Below are 13282 nucleotides of genomic sequence, written 5' to 3' on the forward strand. Positions count from 1 at the left end.
TAAAGGACGGCCATGCCATGATACCGCCACTGACTTCCGCCATCGCGCCGGGCCTCGAACCGGAGCTCCTGTTGCGCCAGATTTACCTGAATGTGCGTGACTTTGCGATTTTCACCACCGATCCCAACGGCCAGGTCAGCAGCTGGAACCTCGGTGCCGAGCTGATCTTCGGCTATGCGCCGGAAGAAATCATCGGCCTCAATATGGATCGCCTGTTCACCGTCGCCGACCAGGCCGAGAGCGAGCACCTGAAGGAAATGGCGGTGGCGCGCGAACAGGAACGCGCCGCCGACTATCGCTGGCATCTGCGCAAGGATGGGTCGATGTTCTGGGCCGACGGCGTGCTCACCCCCATCCCCGGCACCAACGGGGCGCCGCTCGGCTACCTGAAAATCCTGCGCGACATCACCGAGCGCAAACTGGCGCAGGATGAAATCCACCGCCTGGCCACCGTCGATGTGATGACCGGCCTGTCCAACCGCGCAGCCTTCGATACGCGGCGTTCGGAAATGCTGTCGCTGGCCGAGCGCACCGGCCAGCTGCTGTTGTTGATGATGATAGACCTCGACCAGTTCAAGGAAGTCAATGATGAACTGGGCCACCAGTCCGGCGACCAGCTGCTGCGGCAAGCGGCGCAGCGCATCCGCGAGGCCAGCCGCGAAAGCGATTACGTGGCCCGTCTTGGCGGCGACGAATTCGGCCTGCTGCAGTTGAGTGCGCCGTCGCCGGCCAGCGGCGGCCTGCTGGCGGAGAAGCTGCTGATCGAGCTGGCGCGGCCGTTCCTGATCGGCGACCGCGAAATCAGGATCAGCGCCAGCATCGGCATCGCCGTCTACCCGCTGGACGCCGTCACGCCGGACAACTTGCTGACCAAGGCGGACCTGGCGCTGTACCACGCCAAGAACGGGGGGCGCAACCGCTATCACTACTACACGCAGGCGCTGGACGAGGTGGCGCACCGCAAGAATGCCGACCACAGTGAGCTGCGGCGCCTGCTGGCGAAGCACAGATGCGAACTGGCTTACCAGCCCATCCTCGACCGGGACGGCCACACGCTGGCGATGGAGGCCTTGTTGCGCCTGCCCGGCTACCTGGGGCGGCAGCCGGTGGAATATGCGATCGCGCTGGCCGGGGAGATGGGGCTGCTGCCGGAGCTGGGCTGCTGGGTGTTGGAGTGCGCCTTTGCGCAGTTGCGCGCGTGGCGCGATGCCGGGCTGACGGGCATGCGGCTGTGCATCAACACCTGCGCCAAGGAGCTGCAGTATGCGGGCTACATGGCGCATGTCGAGGCGGCGCTGATCGAGTATGGCGTGGCGGCCAGCGAGGTGGAAATCGAGCTGACCGAGCGCGACGCGATTGAGCTGGAGCGTAATCGCAGCAACATCATCGAACAGCTGCGGGCGCGCGGGTTCATGGTGTCGCTGGACGATTTCGGCACCGGCTATTCCTCGCTCAGCTATCTGCGCGCGCTGCCGGTCAACACGATCAAGCTGGATAAGAGTTTCCTGCGCGGCGTACCGGGCAGCAGCGACGCCAACGCGGTGGTCCGGCTGGTGATCCAGCTGGCGCACGACCTGCGCCTGAACGTGGTGGCGGAAGGCGTGGAGAGCGCGGAACAGGCGGTGTTCCTCACCGATGCCGGCTGCGGCGCGTTCCAGGGCTATCTGTACACGCCGGCCTTGCGCGCCGATGCGGCCACGGCGTGGCTGCACGCGCATGCTTGATTCAAAGTAGCGCGAGGTCGCGGCCCGGCGTGCCGAAGATGCTGTCCACCTGCGTGGGGTTCAAGCCGTACATGCGGGCCAGCAGGCCGCCGAACAGGGCGCGGTATTCGTTCAGCACCGGGTAGTCGCGGTTCTGGAACAAGGTCGGCTGCTCGACCCGCACTTGTTCGCCGCGCACCTTGCCGCCATTGACGCTGCCGCCCAGCACCCAGTACACGCTGCCATGTCCGTGGTCGGTGCCGCGATTGCCGTTCTCGCGGAAGGTGCGGCCAAATTCGCTGACCACCACCACCACCGTGTCCTTCCATTCCGGCCCCATCTCCTGCGCGAAGCCGGCCAGGCCGCGTCCCAGTTCATCGAGCCGGTTGGCGAGATAGCCGGTGGCGTTGCCCTGGCCGACATGGGTGTCCCAGCCGCCGACGTCGACGAAGCCGATGTTGTAGCGCTCCTTCATCACCTTGGCGATGCGGCGCGCTTCCAGTTCGAAGCCCTTGGCGGTGATGGCGTTGCGGTTGGCGGCGTCCATCTCGCCGATCATCTCCTTCATCACATCCTCGCGCACGGTGAAGCCGTCGCGCACCTGCTGCGCCAGCGGCGTGCCCTGGTACATGGCGGCGATCATCTTCGCCTGCCGCGCATCGACGGCCGGCTTGGCGACGTTGCGCAGCGCGGTGTTGGCCACTTGCAGGCTGCCCTGCATGATCAGCGGCAGCTGGTCGGTGAAGGCGATCGGGCTGGCGCCGATGTTGGTACGATCTGCGTTCAAGGTGGCGGCCAGGCGGTTGAGGAAGCCGGAGCGGTAGTCACGCTTGCGGTCCAGCGCCTGGCCGAGTTCTATGCTGTCCTGCGTTTCGAAGTGGCTGCGCGACAGGTCTTCGGTGCCGGCGAACGGTATGAAGGCGACCTGTCCGGCGCTGAACAGCGGGTAGATGGAGTCGCGCAGGGCAGGGTGCAGGCCCCAGTCGGCATCCACCGGCAGCGCGGCGGTCCTGGGGATGGCGATGTTGGGGCGCACCTGGTAGTAGTAGTCGCTGCTGATGGGCGCGAGCAGGCTGGCGGCGTCGTAGCCGCCGCGCATGAAGACGAACAGCAGGCGCGTTTTGCTGGCCGGCGCGGCCCATAGCTGGCCGGTCATGGCGGCTACGGGCAAGGCGGCCAGTGATTTGATCAGGGTGCGGCGGTGCATGGGCTTCTCCTAGCGGTGCATCAGTTCCGGCGACGACAGGAACAGCGCATTCCATTCCTGCGGCGAGACGGCTTGTTCCAGCGCCTGCTGCGTGGCCGGAGCCAGCGTTTGTTTCAGCGACTGGTAGTAAAGCGCATTGGCCAGCTGCGGGAAGGCCGGCTTTTCCTGCGGCTGCGCGCCTTCGCTCTTGAACAGGCCCGCCGCGCCGCCGCCGATGGCCTTGGCGATTTCAAAGCGGGTGGTCATCTGGCCCGGACTGGCCCAGCCGGATTCGGTGAGCGGATAGCCGTCCGGCGTCTGGCGGCCGTACAGCGGCTCGGCCATGCGATTGAGCCAGTTCAGCATCGGCGCGGTGTTGAGGATGATCTTGTCGTCGTAGGTCAGGCGCACGGCGGACACCACGTAGTGCACCGGATCCTTGAACTTGCGGCCCAGCGACTGGGTGAATTCGGCTGACGTGAACATCTCGCGCAGCACGGCGGCGATATCGCCGTCGCTGGACTGGAAGCGCGCGGCCATGCGATCGACCAGTGGCTGTGGCGGTTCGTCGGCAACGAAGTAGATGGCCAGCTTGCGGCTGATGTAGCGTGCGGTGGCGGGATGGCGGCACAGGCGGTCCAGCGCTTCATCCACTTCGGCCAGGCCGCGGCCTTTCACGGTCTGGCCCAGGAAGACTTTGTCGGCGTAGTCGTGGCGGTTGGGGTTGAACTCGAACAGCCCGTTGCGCACGTACTGGTCTTGCTTGTCGCGGCGGACGTTGGGTGTCTTGTCGCCGAGGTTGACGCCCACGCCGGTGAGGATGCGCGCCAGCTGCTGCACGTCGTTCTGGGTGTAGCCGCCGTCCACGCCCAGCGTGTGCAGTTCCATGATTTCGCGCGCGTAGTTTTCGTTGATGCGGTTGGCGGCGTTTTGTTCGTTATCGAGATAGCGGATCATGGCCGGATGGTGCAGGGTGGCCGACAGCAGGTCGCGGAACTTGCCCAGCGCGTGCGGGCGGATCGCGTGTTCTTCATAGTCGCCGACCATTGCGCGCAGGTTCGCTTTGCCCTGGTGGACGCTGAAATGGTTCATCCAGAACCACGTCATTTGCTCTTGCAACTGGTTCGGCGAGTACAGGTCGCGCAGCAGCGAGCGGGTGGCGGCTTCCTTCGCGAGGCGGTTCAGCTCCTGCTGATAGGCGCGCTGCGCGGCTTTTTTGGCGTCGTCGTCGAGCATGGCCTTGTCGTAGTCGCGGCGCTGCGCTTCCAGCTCCTGCAGCAGTTGCGCCATCGGCTTTTGCGAGATGGTCAGCGCGTCGATCTGCGCTTGCGCGGCGGCCGGCAGCACGGCGGGGGCAGGGTGCAGCTGCTGTTCCAGCCACGCGTCGTAGCCGGCCTTCGCGGCCTGCTGGTAGGCGCTGTGATTCACGCCCCATGTGATGCGATTCAGCGCGCTGCTCAACGCCGCCGGGTCGGTTGGCGGCGCAGGCGGCGTCGGGGCGGAGGCGCAGCCGGCGAGCAGGAGCAGCGCGGCTGCGCAGCGGGTGATAGGTCGGGTATCCATAATCCGGAGCATATGCCAGATTTCACGTTTTCGTATATGAACCATGTGTATCGTGCAACGAAATGTTACAAACCAGCGCGGTGTTTCCCTCTATGATGGGCTTTTCTTTTCGGGACATCTTATGCGTCTGACGACCGTTATCTTTGCCGCCTTGCTGGCGCTGGCCGACGCGCCGCAGGCACTGGCAGCTGTCACCTTGCATGTCAGTTCCACCATCCAGGAGCGCACCACCCAAGCGGATGTTACGCTGGCTGACAGCTACATGGCAGTCGATACGTCGCAAGGGCGCGTGATCTACGACTTCAAGACGCGCCGCCGTTTTGCCGTGAATACCGCCGCCAGGGAGTACGTGGAGTATTCGCTGTACGATACGCTGGGCTTCCGTGTCATGGAGTTGCAGAACCGCGTGCGTTTGCAGGGCGTGCTACCGGTACCGGCGCTGAACATGGCGGTGCAGGAGAATGAGCTGTCCCTGCTCAATGGCGCGCCGGGCGCCATCGATGAAAAGGCCGAAGATGGTGTGCGCAGCTATGCAATCGGCGGCGTCCATCTGGCGACATGGAGCGAGGCCGGGACCAAGGTCGCGGCGGACGATGCCGCGCAGTTCGCGCGCTTCATGCGCTATGCGCAGGGCGGACACCCGCAACTGCTGGACAAGCTGGCCAAGGGCGGCGTGATTCCCGGTCATCTGAGTTTCGTCCTCAGCGGCGACCGCACTTTGCGGCTCGATATCAGCGCCGTGCGTACGGTGGAACCGCAAGCCTATGACCTGAAGGATTACAAGCGCGAGATGAGCGGCAGCGGGCTTGACGCCCTGTTTGACCGCATCGCCGCCATGACGCCGGCGCAGCTGACGGCCTTCCGTGCGCAGTATCCGTGCGATAGCGGCTCCGATTTCAGCGAGCCGCACGCGCTGGATACCATGCTGGGCAAGATGGAATGCACGCTCGTCACCGGCAAGCCTATGTCGCTGACGGAGGAGCAGAAGGAGGCGGTGAAGGCCTCGCCAACGGTGGGGCTGCTGTTCGCCGCCATCAATCCCAAAAATAGCAGCGACGCTGAAAACGCCGTAAAAACGCTGGTGGCGCTGCGCACGCAGGCGCCGCGCAAGGCTTATATGCTCGAGGTGTTCGAGGCCAATCACCGCGCTCGCCTGAAGCAGGTGAAGGTGGCCAGGGATCTGTTCACGGATGTGCTGCAAGCGAATCCAGTGTTGGCTGGAGCCTACAAGGATCTGGGCGACTTGCTGCTGATGCAGTACGATAGCCCGCGTGCCTGGCGTAGCTGGGACACGGGCCGCCGCCTGACGCCTGGACTTCCGAACTTTGAAGCCGTCAACAAGTTCGAGGCGAGCATGGTGGCACAGCATCCAGAATACTTCTAACGAGACGAGACATGCCCACCATCGATCCGCGCGTCGACGCCTACATCGCCAAGTCTGCCGATTTCGCGCAGCCTGTTCTCGAACATTTGCGCGCGGTGGTGCATGCCGCTTGTCCCGAAGTCGAAGAGACCATGAAGTGGAGCTTCCCGCATTTTATGTACAAGGGCATGATGTGCAGCATGGCTTCGTTCAAGGCCCACTGTGCGCTCAATTTCTGGAAGGCGGAGTTGCTGATGGCCGTCGATGAGGTCAATCGCGAGGCGATGGGGCACTTCGGCCGCATCGCCAGTGTCAAGGACCTGCCCACGAAAAAGGTGCTGACGGCTTATATCAAGCAAGCCATGAAGCTCAACGAGGACGGCGTTTCCGCGCCGGCGCGCGCCAAACCGGCCACGCCACGGCCGCTGGATATTCCCGATGATCTGAACGCCGCACTGGATGCCGCGCCGGCCGCGCGTAAGCACTTTAATTCCTTCACGCCGAGCAAACAGCGCGACTACGCCGATTGGCTGAACGAAGCCAAAACCGAAGCCACGCGCACGCGCAGGCGCGAGCAAGCCGTCGAATGGATCGCTGAGGGGAAGTCGAGGAATTGGAAATACGAGAAATGCTAGAAACGTATTAGCGGGATCAGCGGGGTTTGGGCTGGTCGCTAATTGACGCTAAAGGGCGCCGGATACCGCATGCCGGCGCCTGGCATGGCACGATAAGCTAAGCCGATCAATGCATAGACGCGGTGGACAGATCTTTCAGCTCGCGAATGCTGATATCTGATTTTTCATGCATACGCAGCAGGATCGTGGCACCGACAGCGAGCTTCCGGTGACGGATCTTGCTAATGATCGGAGGTTGAACTTCCAACACCCGACACAACTCTGCATCGTTCTTCAAGTTCATCTTTTCGATCAAAGTATCAAGAAGCTTGTTTGGGACAAAACTGGATGGCTCCAGTGCCCGCGCACGATTCATGGCTTCGATCAGCTCCAGCTTCTTTTGCCGTACGTTCATGGTTTGCTCCTCCTTTGCTCTAAACGTTTTAAAAAAAAGTACGTTTCCCGGCAAGGCTAGCGCCCACAGTTCTTTCTGGTCTGAATGTGGTACGCGACTCAACATTCTTGATAACCATGCAAGTTAATTTCAATAATACTACGGCTAAAAAAAAAGTGCAGGGTTTAACAAATAAATTATGTTGGTTATTGCGCAAACGGGTTGACGATTGTTGTTTCTTTTAGCCCGTCTTTGGATAAATGTAGGATTTTGTCTGTCTTTTTAGCAGCAAGTTGCGAATGTGTCACCATGATCGCGCACGCGCCGGTGGCTTTGATCTCACGTTGCAACAGGGTCAGGATGGCGTCGGCGGTGTCCGGGTCGAGGTTGCCCGTTGGTTCATCGGCGAGCACCAGGGCCGGGCGGTGCACCAGCGCGCGGGCGATGGCCACGCGCTGCAGTTGTCCGCCGGAGAGTTGGTGGGGGAAGTCGTGCTGGCGCCCGCCCAGGCCGACCGCGTCCAGCATTTCCGCCGCGCGCGCGATGGGCAGGCCGTTCAGCAGCAGCGGCAGGGCGACGTTTTGCAGCAGGGTCAGATGCGGCAGCACGTGGAAGGCCTGAAAAATAAAGCCCATGCGTGCGCGCCGCAGCCGGGTGGCGGCATCGTCGTCGAGGCCGGACATGGGGATGCCGTCGACGATGATGGGCGCGTCGCCCGGCACGGCGTCCGGCGTATCGAGGCCGGCGATGAGGTTGAGCAGCGTCGATTTGCCGACGCCCGAATCGCCCATGATGGCGACGAATTCGCCGGCCTTGAAGTTCCATGTGAGGCGGTCCAGTACCGGACGGCCGTTGTAGGATTTGGAGAGCTGGCGAAGTTCGAGCATGGTTATCGGGTGAGGACGCGGCGCAGGGTAAAGCTGACACCATCCACCAGCGCCACCAGCAACAGCATGGCGAGGATGACGGTGGCGGCCAGCGGCATCTGGAACAGTGACAGGTGGTACTTGAGCATTTGTCCAAGGCCGCCCGCGCCGACCACGCCGAGGATGGTGGCGGCGCGGATGTTGTTCTCCCAGCGGTACAGGGTGTAGGACATCATCTGCGGCAGCGTTTGCGGCAGGGTGGCGTAGAAGAAGGCGGCGGTGGCGCTGGCGCCGTTGGTGCGCAGGCTTTGCTCGGGCAGCGGCGCGGCGTTTTCCAGCGAGTCGGCGAACAGGCGTCCCAGCACGCCAGCGGTGTGCGCGGCCAGTGCCAGCGTGCCGCCCAGCGGGCCAAGGCCGGCCGCGATCAGCATCACGGAAGCCCACACCAGTTCCGGGATCGAGCGCAGCACGTTGAGCACCGCGCGCATGGCGGCACGCGGCGCGGCGCCGAAGCGGCCCGACGCCGGCAGCGAGAAGGCGAGGCCGAAGACCACCGCCAGCAGGGTGCCGAGGCCGGACATGGCCAGTGTTTCCAGCGTGGCCCAGAAGGTTTTGGTGAGGAAGGGCAGGCTGGTTTCCGGCGGCGCAAAGCCGGACAGCAGTTCCAGCGTGCTGCGCACCGCATCGGCGGTAAAGAATTCGCGCCACTTGAGCGGCAATGTGGCGAAGCTGGCGATGACCAGCACGGCCAGCAGCGCCATCAGCACGATGATGGTCCAGTCGCGGCGCGGCGGCGTGGGCATGGAGTGATTCATCCCAGCCTCCGGCGCAGCACTTTGGAGAACTGGTCGGCCAGCGCCACCAGTGCCACGAACACCAGCAGCATGGCGGCGACTTCCGCGCCGTTGAGGCCTTTCAGCGATTCATCCATGCGCTGGCCAAGGCCGCCCGCGCCGACAAAGCCCATCACCACCGAGCCGCGTATCGCGCATTCCCAGCGGTAGACGGTGTAGGACATCAGCTCCGATGCGGCTTCCGGCAGGGTGCCGTACAACAGCGCCTGCAAGCGCCCGGCGCCGTTGGCCAGCAGCGTGTCGCTGGCGTGGGCGTTGGCGGATTCAAGGATTTCGGCGTAGACCTTGCCCAGCATGCCGCAGTAGGTGAGGGCGATGGCCAGCACGCCGGCGGTCGGACCGAGGCCGATGATGCGCACGAACAGCAGCGCCCACACCAGTTCCGGCACGGAGCGCAGCAGCACCAGCAGCCAGCGCACCACTTGCCGCACGAGACGCGCGGCAAGGCGCATGCGGCCGGTGCCCAGCATGGAGATCGACAGCTGTTCGTTGATGATCAGCGTAGCGGGAATGGCGCCCAGCAGCGCGAGCGCCAGGCCGGAGGTGGCGATGGCGACGGTGTTCCAGGTTTCGCGCACCAGCATGTCGAGGAACTCGGCGCTGTGCGCGGGCACCAGGAAGTCGGCCAGGAAGCGGCCGGTGGCGGACAGGCTTTGCTCATCGAGCAGGATCCACGGCTTGAATTCGGTGATGACCAGCGTAGGCCACAGCACCACCAGCGCTGCCAGGATGGCGAGCAGGCGACCACGCAGGGCGGGATCGCGGAAGTCCGCGCCGCCGGCTGCATCGGCAGCGCGTGCGCTTCGGCTTTCGGGAGAGGCGGCCATTACAGGCAGGCGCCTACGCCTGGCTTGACAGCCATCGCGTCGTCGGGCTGTGGCGGCGTTTCGTCGGCCGGGCGTTCGCCTTGATACAGCGCGGCGATCATCTGCGGCGTGACCTGCTCGCGCGGCAGGTCGAATGCGATGCGCCCATCACGCAGGGCGACGATGCGCGGGAAGTGGCTCAGGGCCAGCTCCACCTGGTGCAGGCTGCAAATCAGGGTAGCGTTGCGCGCCTTGGCTTCTTCGCGCAGCGTAGTCAAAGTGAGTTCGGACAGTACCGGATCGAGCGCGGACAAGGGCTCGTCCACCAGCAGCGCCTTGGCCGGCGACAGCAGCAAACGCGCCAGGCCGCAGCGCTGGCGTTCACCGCCGGACAGGCGGTCGACGCGCGAATATAATTTGTCGCCGAGATTGAAGCGCGACAGCGCCTGCCACGCCGCTTCCGGATCGTCAGGCTTGAACAGCGAGGCCAGCGCGCGCCACGCGCTCCATTGCGGCAGGCGCGCGGCCAGCACCGCCGTCACCACGCGCTGGCGCGGCGGCAGCGGCGGCGTTTGCGGCGCCAGGAACAACTGCGCGCGCAAGCGGTGACGCGCCGCTTCGCCCAGCGCCCACGGATCCGCGCCGAAGGCGAGGAAGCTGCCTTCGGACGGCTGGTGGGATAGGGACAGCGTCGCCAGCAAGGTGGTCTTGCCGGCGCCGGAAGGGCCGATCAGGGCAATTTGCTCGCCCGGTTCGATGGTCAGGTTAATCGCTTGCAGCGCGGACGACGACCGCGCGCCGAGGTGGCGCACGGTGAGGTTTTGCAGTTGGTAAGTCGGCATTACGGTAGTGTGACAGCGTTACTTCAGCAGGCCGGCGTTCTTGGCTGCCGCTTCGATGTTCTTGTAGTTGTCAGCCTTGGTCGGGATGAACTTGACGGTGCGCTGCAGGTCCATGATGGCCTTGTCTTCCGGCTTGTTGATGTCCAGCGCGAGGAAGGCGTCGGTCAGCTTTTTCTTCAGGTCCGCATTCATGTCGGTGCGCACCGACCAGTTGTAGTCGTAGTAGCCTGGGGTGGTGTAGAACACGCGCACCACGGCCGGATCGACCTTCTTGGCTTCCACCAGTTTTTCCCACACCGAGATATTCAGCGCGCCGGCATCGACCTTGCCGCCTGCAACGGCGGCCACGGTGGCGTCATGCGCGCCGGAGAAGGCGACGCGTTTCAGATCGGTGTCCGGATTGATTTTCGATTGCAGCAGGAAGAAGCGCGGCATCAGGTGGCCCGAGGTCGAGCTCTCCGAGCCGAAGCTCAGGGTACGGCCCTTGAGGTCATTCAGGCTGTTGATGTCCTTGTGTGTGGTAACGAACACCGAGCGGAATTTTTCATCTTCGGTACGTTGCACCAGTGGTGTAATCTGGCCTTTGCTGCGGTCGTTGGCTTGCACGAAGGTGAAGCCGCCGAACCAGACCATGTCGACTTTCTTGTTGATCAATGCTTCGACCGAGGCGGCGTAGTCGGTCACCGGGGTGAACTCGACTTTCATGCCGATCTTCTTCTCAAGGTACTCGCCCAGCGGCTTGAACTTGCGTTGCAGTTCGGTCGGCGCTTCGTCCGGAATGGCTGAGACACGGAATACGCGATCGGCCGATTGTGCGTGGGACCAGGAAGCGGCCAGCAGCAGGCCGGCGGCGAAGATGGACTTGAGGGAGATTTTCATTAGGATCGTCCTTATGTGGGGCGCTGCGAAAAAGGATATTCGGCTATGATAACAAAAATACCCCCGATAAAGGCAGCGCATCCCATGCATATGTCCCACGGCAGTACGGCGGTCATCGCCGAAATCAGCGCTGGCCTGCTGGCTCCTGCCGCGCACATTTCGCCTAAATTCCTCTACGATGGCCTGGGTTCCAAGCTGTTCGAGGCCATCTGCGAACTCCCCGAGTATTATCCGACCCGTACCGAGGCGGCGATTTTCGCCGCGCACGGCGCCGAGATCGCGCGCGTGGTGGGCGACGGCGCGACGCTGATCGATCTTGGCGCGGGCAATTGCGCCAAGGCCGGTTCGCTGTTCCCGTTGCTGCATCCGGCGCAGTATGTGCCGGTCGATATCTCGCGCGAATTCCTGCTGGGCGCCGTGGCGCAGTTGCAGCAGCGCTTCCCGCACATCGAGATGACGGCGCTGGGGCTGGATTTTTCCAGCGGCTTCACGCTGCCCGATAGCGTGCGCAAGGCGCACCGGGTGTTCTTCTATCCGGGCTCCTCGATCGGCAATTTCACGCCGGAGCAGGCGGTGAGCTTCCTGCGCGGCCTGCGCGCCAATCGCGGCAGCGACGGCGGCCTGCTGATCGGCGTGGACCTGGTCAAGGATCATGAAGTGCTGGATGCTGCCTACGACGATCCGCTCGGCGTAACGGCGGCATTCAATCTGAACCTGCTGCGCCATGTGAACCATCTGGCCGGCGCTGATTTCGACGTGGCGCAGTGGAAGCACATTGCGTATTTCGACTTTGAGCGCAGCCGCATCGAGATGCACGTGGAGGCGCGTTGCGCGCTCACGGTGCACTGGAATGGCGGCGAGCGCCGTTTCGAACGCGGCGAGCGTATTCACACGGAAAACAGCTACAAGTACACGCGCCAGTCCTTTGCCACCTTGCTGGAACGGGCCGGCTTTGCCACCACGCGCACATGGACCGATGACGACCAGTGGTTCGCCGTCATCCATGCCCGCGCCATTCCGGATTGATGATGAATCAACTGCACGCCTGCTACACGGCGGTGCGAAAGCACACGCTGGCGCTGACCGAGCCACTGTCCGACGAAGACTGCGGCGCGCAGTCGATGCCGGACGCCAGCCCGATTAAATGGCATCTTGCGCATACCACTTGGTTCTTCGAGACCTTCATCCTCGAACGTATGGAGCATGGCTTCAAGCCATTCCATCCGGCGTTCCGCATCCTGTTCAACTCCTATTACAACGGCATCGGCGAAAAGCATCCGCGTGCGCAGCGCGGCTTGCTGACGCGGCCTGCGATGGTCGAGGTGCGTGCTTACCGCGCCGACGTTGATGCACGCATCGGGCGCCTGCTGGCGAGCGAGCTGCCTGCCGCGCAGCGCAACGAGCTGGCGACGCTGCTCACGCTGGGCATGCAGCACGAACAGCAGCATCAGGAGTTGATGCTGACCGACGTGAAGCACCTGCTGGCGCAAAGCCTGTTGCGGCCTGCGTATCTGGAGGCGCCGTTGCCGCCCGCCGCCGCTGCTGCGCCGCTGGAATGGCTGCGCTGCGAAGGCGGTGTGATTGAGATCGGCCACGACGGCGAGGGCTTCTGCTTCGATAACGAACTGCCGCGCCACAAGCAATACGTGGCGCCGTTTGCACTGGCCTCGCGGCTGGTGACGAATGGCGAATACCTGGCCTTCATCGAGGCCGGCGGCTACGCCAATGCGGCCCTGTGGCTGGCCGAGGGCTGGGACTGGATACGCACGAACGGCTTGCAAGCGCCGATCTACTGGTTCCGGGACGAGCAGGGCGCGTGGCAGGAATTCACGCTGCATGGCGCGCAGCCGTTGGACCTGAACCGGCCGCTGACGCACATCTCGCTGTATGAGGCGGATGCTTATGCCCATTGGGCCGGCGCCCGTTTGCCGACCGAGGCGGAGTGGGAGTGTGCGGCGACTTCGTCATCGTCATCGGCGCAAATGTTCGGCCACTGCTGGCAGTGGACCAGCAGCAGCTATTCGCCGTATCCCGGCTTCGCGGCGGCCGAGGGCGCGCTGGGCGAGTACAACGGCAAGTTCATGCTCAACCAGTACGTGCTGCGCGGCTCCTCGAGCGCCACGCCGGAAGGCCACGCGCGCGCCAGCTACCGCAACTTCTTCCCGGCCGGCGCGCGCTGGCAGTTCACCGGCATCCGCCTGGCGCGATAGCT

13 protein-coding genes are annotated in these 13282 nt (G+C 63.8%); 5 read left to right on the forward strand and 8 right to left on the reverse strand.

Features of this window, described 5'->3' with window-relative positions:
* Positions 1-17: 17 nt before the first annotated feature.
* Positions 18-1724 (forward strand): putative bifunctional diguanylate cyclase/phosphodiesterase, encoded by a 1707-nt coding sequence (locus BMZ70_RS01520; protein WP_165403542.1) that lies wholly within the window; start codon positions 18-20, stop codon positions 1722-1724.
* A gap of 1 nt (position 1725) precedes the next feature.
* Here the strand turns inward: BMZ70_RS01520 and BMZ70_RS01525 are convergent, their stop codons facing one another.
* Positions 1726-2910 (reverse strand): DUF1501 domain-containing protein, encoded by a 1185-nt coding sequence (locus BMZ70_RS01525; protein ID WP_092268997.1) that lies wholly within the window; start codon positions 2908-2910, stop codon positions 1726-1728.
* Between the two features lie 9 nt (positions 2911-2919).
* Complete coding sequence (locus BMZ70_RS01530) at positions 2920-4452, reverse strand: DUF1800 domain-containing protein (RefSeq protein ID WP_092268999.1); 1533 nt, start codon at positions 4450-4452, stop codon at positions 2920-2922.
* Between the two features lie 121 nt (positions 4453-4573).
* Here BMZ70_RS01530 and BMZ70_RS01535 point away from each other — a divergent pair, with 121 nt between their 5' ends.
* On the forward strand, positions 4574-5836 hold the full coding sequence (locus BMZ70_RS01535) for a hypothetical protein (protein ID WP_092269001.1): 1263 nt from the start codon (positions 4574-4576) through the stop codon (positions 5834-5836).
* An 11-nt stretch (positions 5837-5847) separates the two neighbouring features.
* Entirely contained in the window at positions 5848-6450 is a 603-nt protein-coding gene (locus tag BMZ70_RS01540) for a YdeI/OmpD-associated family protein (RefSeq protein ID WP_092269003.1), read from the forward strand.
* Positions 6451-6556: 106 nt separating this feature from the next.
* On the opposite strand, the gene BMZ70_RS01545 is transcribed toward BMZ70_RS01540, so the two are convergent.
* The 6 genes from BMZ70_RS01545 to BMZ70_RS01570 all read right to left on the reverse strand — a co-directional run bounded on the left by BMZ70_RS01545 (position 6557) and on the right by BMZ70_RS01570 (position 11070).
* Positions 6557-6844, reverse strand: a complete 288-nt coding sequence (locus tag BMZ70_RS01545) for a hypothetical protein (protein WP_008447145.1) — start codon at positions 6842-6844, stop codon at positions 6557-6559.
* A gap of 185 nt (positions 6845-7029) precedes the next feature.
* On the reverse strand, positions 7030-7710 hold the full coding sequence (locus BMZ70_RS01550) for an ABC transporter ATP-binding protein (RefSeq protein ID WP_092269005.1): 681 nt from the start codon (positions 7708-7710) through the stop codon (positions 7030-7032).
* A 2-nt stretch (positions 7711-7712) separates the two neighbouring features.
* On the reverse strand, positions 7713-8504 hold the full coding sequence (phnE, locus tag BMZ70_RS01555; protein WP_092269007.1) for a phosphonate ABC transporter, permease protein PhnE: 792 nt from the start codon (positions 8502-8504) through the stop codon (positions 7713-7715).
* The gene (locus BMZ70_RS01560) at positions 8501-9370 is read right to left on the reverse strand and encodes a PhnE/PtxC family ABC transporter permease (protein ID WP_092269009.1); all 870 of its coding nucleotides are present in this window, start codon (positions 9368-9370) and stop codon (positions 8501-8503) included. The genes phnE and BMZ70_RS01560 overlap by 4 nt, the downstream gene beginning before the upstream one ends.
* The gene (locus BMZ70_RS01565; protein ID WP_092269011.1) at positions 9370-10191 is read right to left on the reverse strand and encodes a phosphonate ABC transporter ATP-binding protein; all 822 of its coding nucleotides are present in this window, start codon (positions 10189-10191) and stop codon (positions 9370-9372) included. The genes BMZ70_RS01560 and BMZ70_RS01565 overlap by 1 nt, the downstream gene beginning before the upstream one ends.
* 18 nt (positions 10192-10209) lie before the next feature.
* Positions 10210-11070 (reverse strand): putative selenate ABC transporter substrate-binding protein, encoded by an 861-nt coding sequence (locus BMZ70_RS01570; RefSeq protein ID WP_092269013.1) that lies wholly within the window; start codon positions 11068-11070, stop codon positions 10210-10212.
* An 84-nt stretch (positions 11071-11154) separates the two neighbouring features.
* Between BMZ70_RS01570 and egtD the strand changes: the two genes are divergently transcribed.
* A complete protein-coding gene (gene egtD / locus BMZ70_RS01575) occupies positions 11155-12096 on the forward strand; it encodes an L-histidine N(alpha)-methyltransferase (protein ID WP_092269015.1) in 942 nt (313 codons plus the stop codon).
* On the forward strand, positions 12096-13280 hold the full coding sequence (gene egtB / locus BMZ70_RS01580; protein WP_092269017.1) for an ergothioneine biosynthesis protein EgtB: 1185 nt from the start codon (positions 12096-12098) through the stop codon (positions 13278-13280). Before egtD ends, egtB begins: the two co-directional genes overlap by 1 nt.
* The last annotated feature ends 2 nt before the right edge of the window (positions 13281-13282 follow it).

The organism is Duganella sp. CF402, assembly GCF_900109645.1.
In the GTDB taxonomy this organism is placed as follows: Bacteria; Pseudomonadota; Gammaproteobacteria; order Burkholderiales; family Burkholderiaceae_D; genus Rugamonas.

What these genes read in the sequence shown, in the direction of transcription:
- BMZ70_RS01520 (WP_165403542.1), top strand. Translation starts at nt 18, where the DNA reads ATGATACCGCCACTGACTTCCGCCATCGCGCCGGGCCTCGAACCGGAG.
- BMZ70_RS01525 (WP_092268997.1), bottom strand. Translation starts at nt 2,910, where the DNA reads ATGCACCGCCGCACCCTGATCAAATCACTGGCCGCCTTGCCCGTAGCC.
- BMZ70_RS01530 (WP_092268999.1), bottom strand. Translation starts at nt 4,452, where the DNA reads ATGGATACCCGACCTATCACCCGCTGCGCAGCCGCGCTGCTCCTGCTC.
- BMZ70_RS01535 (WP_092269001.1), top strand. Translation starts at nt 4,574, where the DNA reads ATGCGTCTGACGACCGTTATCTTTGCCGCCTTGCTGGCGCTGGCCGAC.
- BMZ70_RS01540 (WP_092269003.1), top strand. Translation starts at nt 5,848, where the DNA reads ATGCCCACCATCGATCCGCGCGTCGACGCCTACATCGCCAAGTCTGCC.
- BMZ70_RS01545 (WP_008447145.1), bottom strand. Translation starts at nt 6,844, where the DNA reads ATGAACGTACGGCAAAAGAAGCTGGAGCTGATCGAAGCCATGAATCGT.
- BMZ70_RS01550 (WP_092269005.1), bottom strand. Translation starts at nt 7,710, where the DNA reads ATGCTCGAACTTCGCCAGCTCTCCAAATCCTACAACGGCCGTCCGGTA.
- phnE (WP_092269007.1), bottom strand. Translation starts at nt 8,504, where the DNA reads ATGAATCACTCCATGCCCACGCCGCCGCGCCGCGACTGGACCATCATC.
- BMZ70_RS01560 (WP_092269009.1), bottom strand. Translation starts at nt 9,370, where the DNA reads ATGGCCGCCTCTCCCGAAAGCCGAAGCGCACGCGCTGCCGATGCAGCC.
- BMZ70_RS01565 (WP_092269011.1), bottom strand. Translation starts at nt 10,191, where the DNA reads ATGCCGACTTACCAACTGCAAAACCTCACCGTGCGCCACCTCGGCGCG.
- BMZ70_RS01570 (WP_092269013.1), bottom strand. Translation starts at nt 11,070, where the DNA reads ATGAAAATCTCCCTCAAGTCCATCTTCGCCGCCGGCCTGCTGCTGGCC.
- egtD (WP_092269015.1), top strand. Translation starts at nt 11,155, where the DNA reads ATGCATATGTCCCACGGCAGTACGGCGGTCATCGCCGAAATCAGCGCT.
- egtB (WP_092269017.1), top strand. Translation starts at nt 12,096, where the DNA reads ATGATGAATCAACTGCACGCCTGCTACACGGCGGTGCGAAAGCACACG.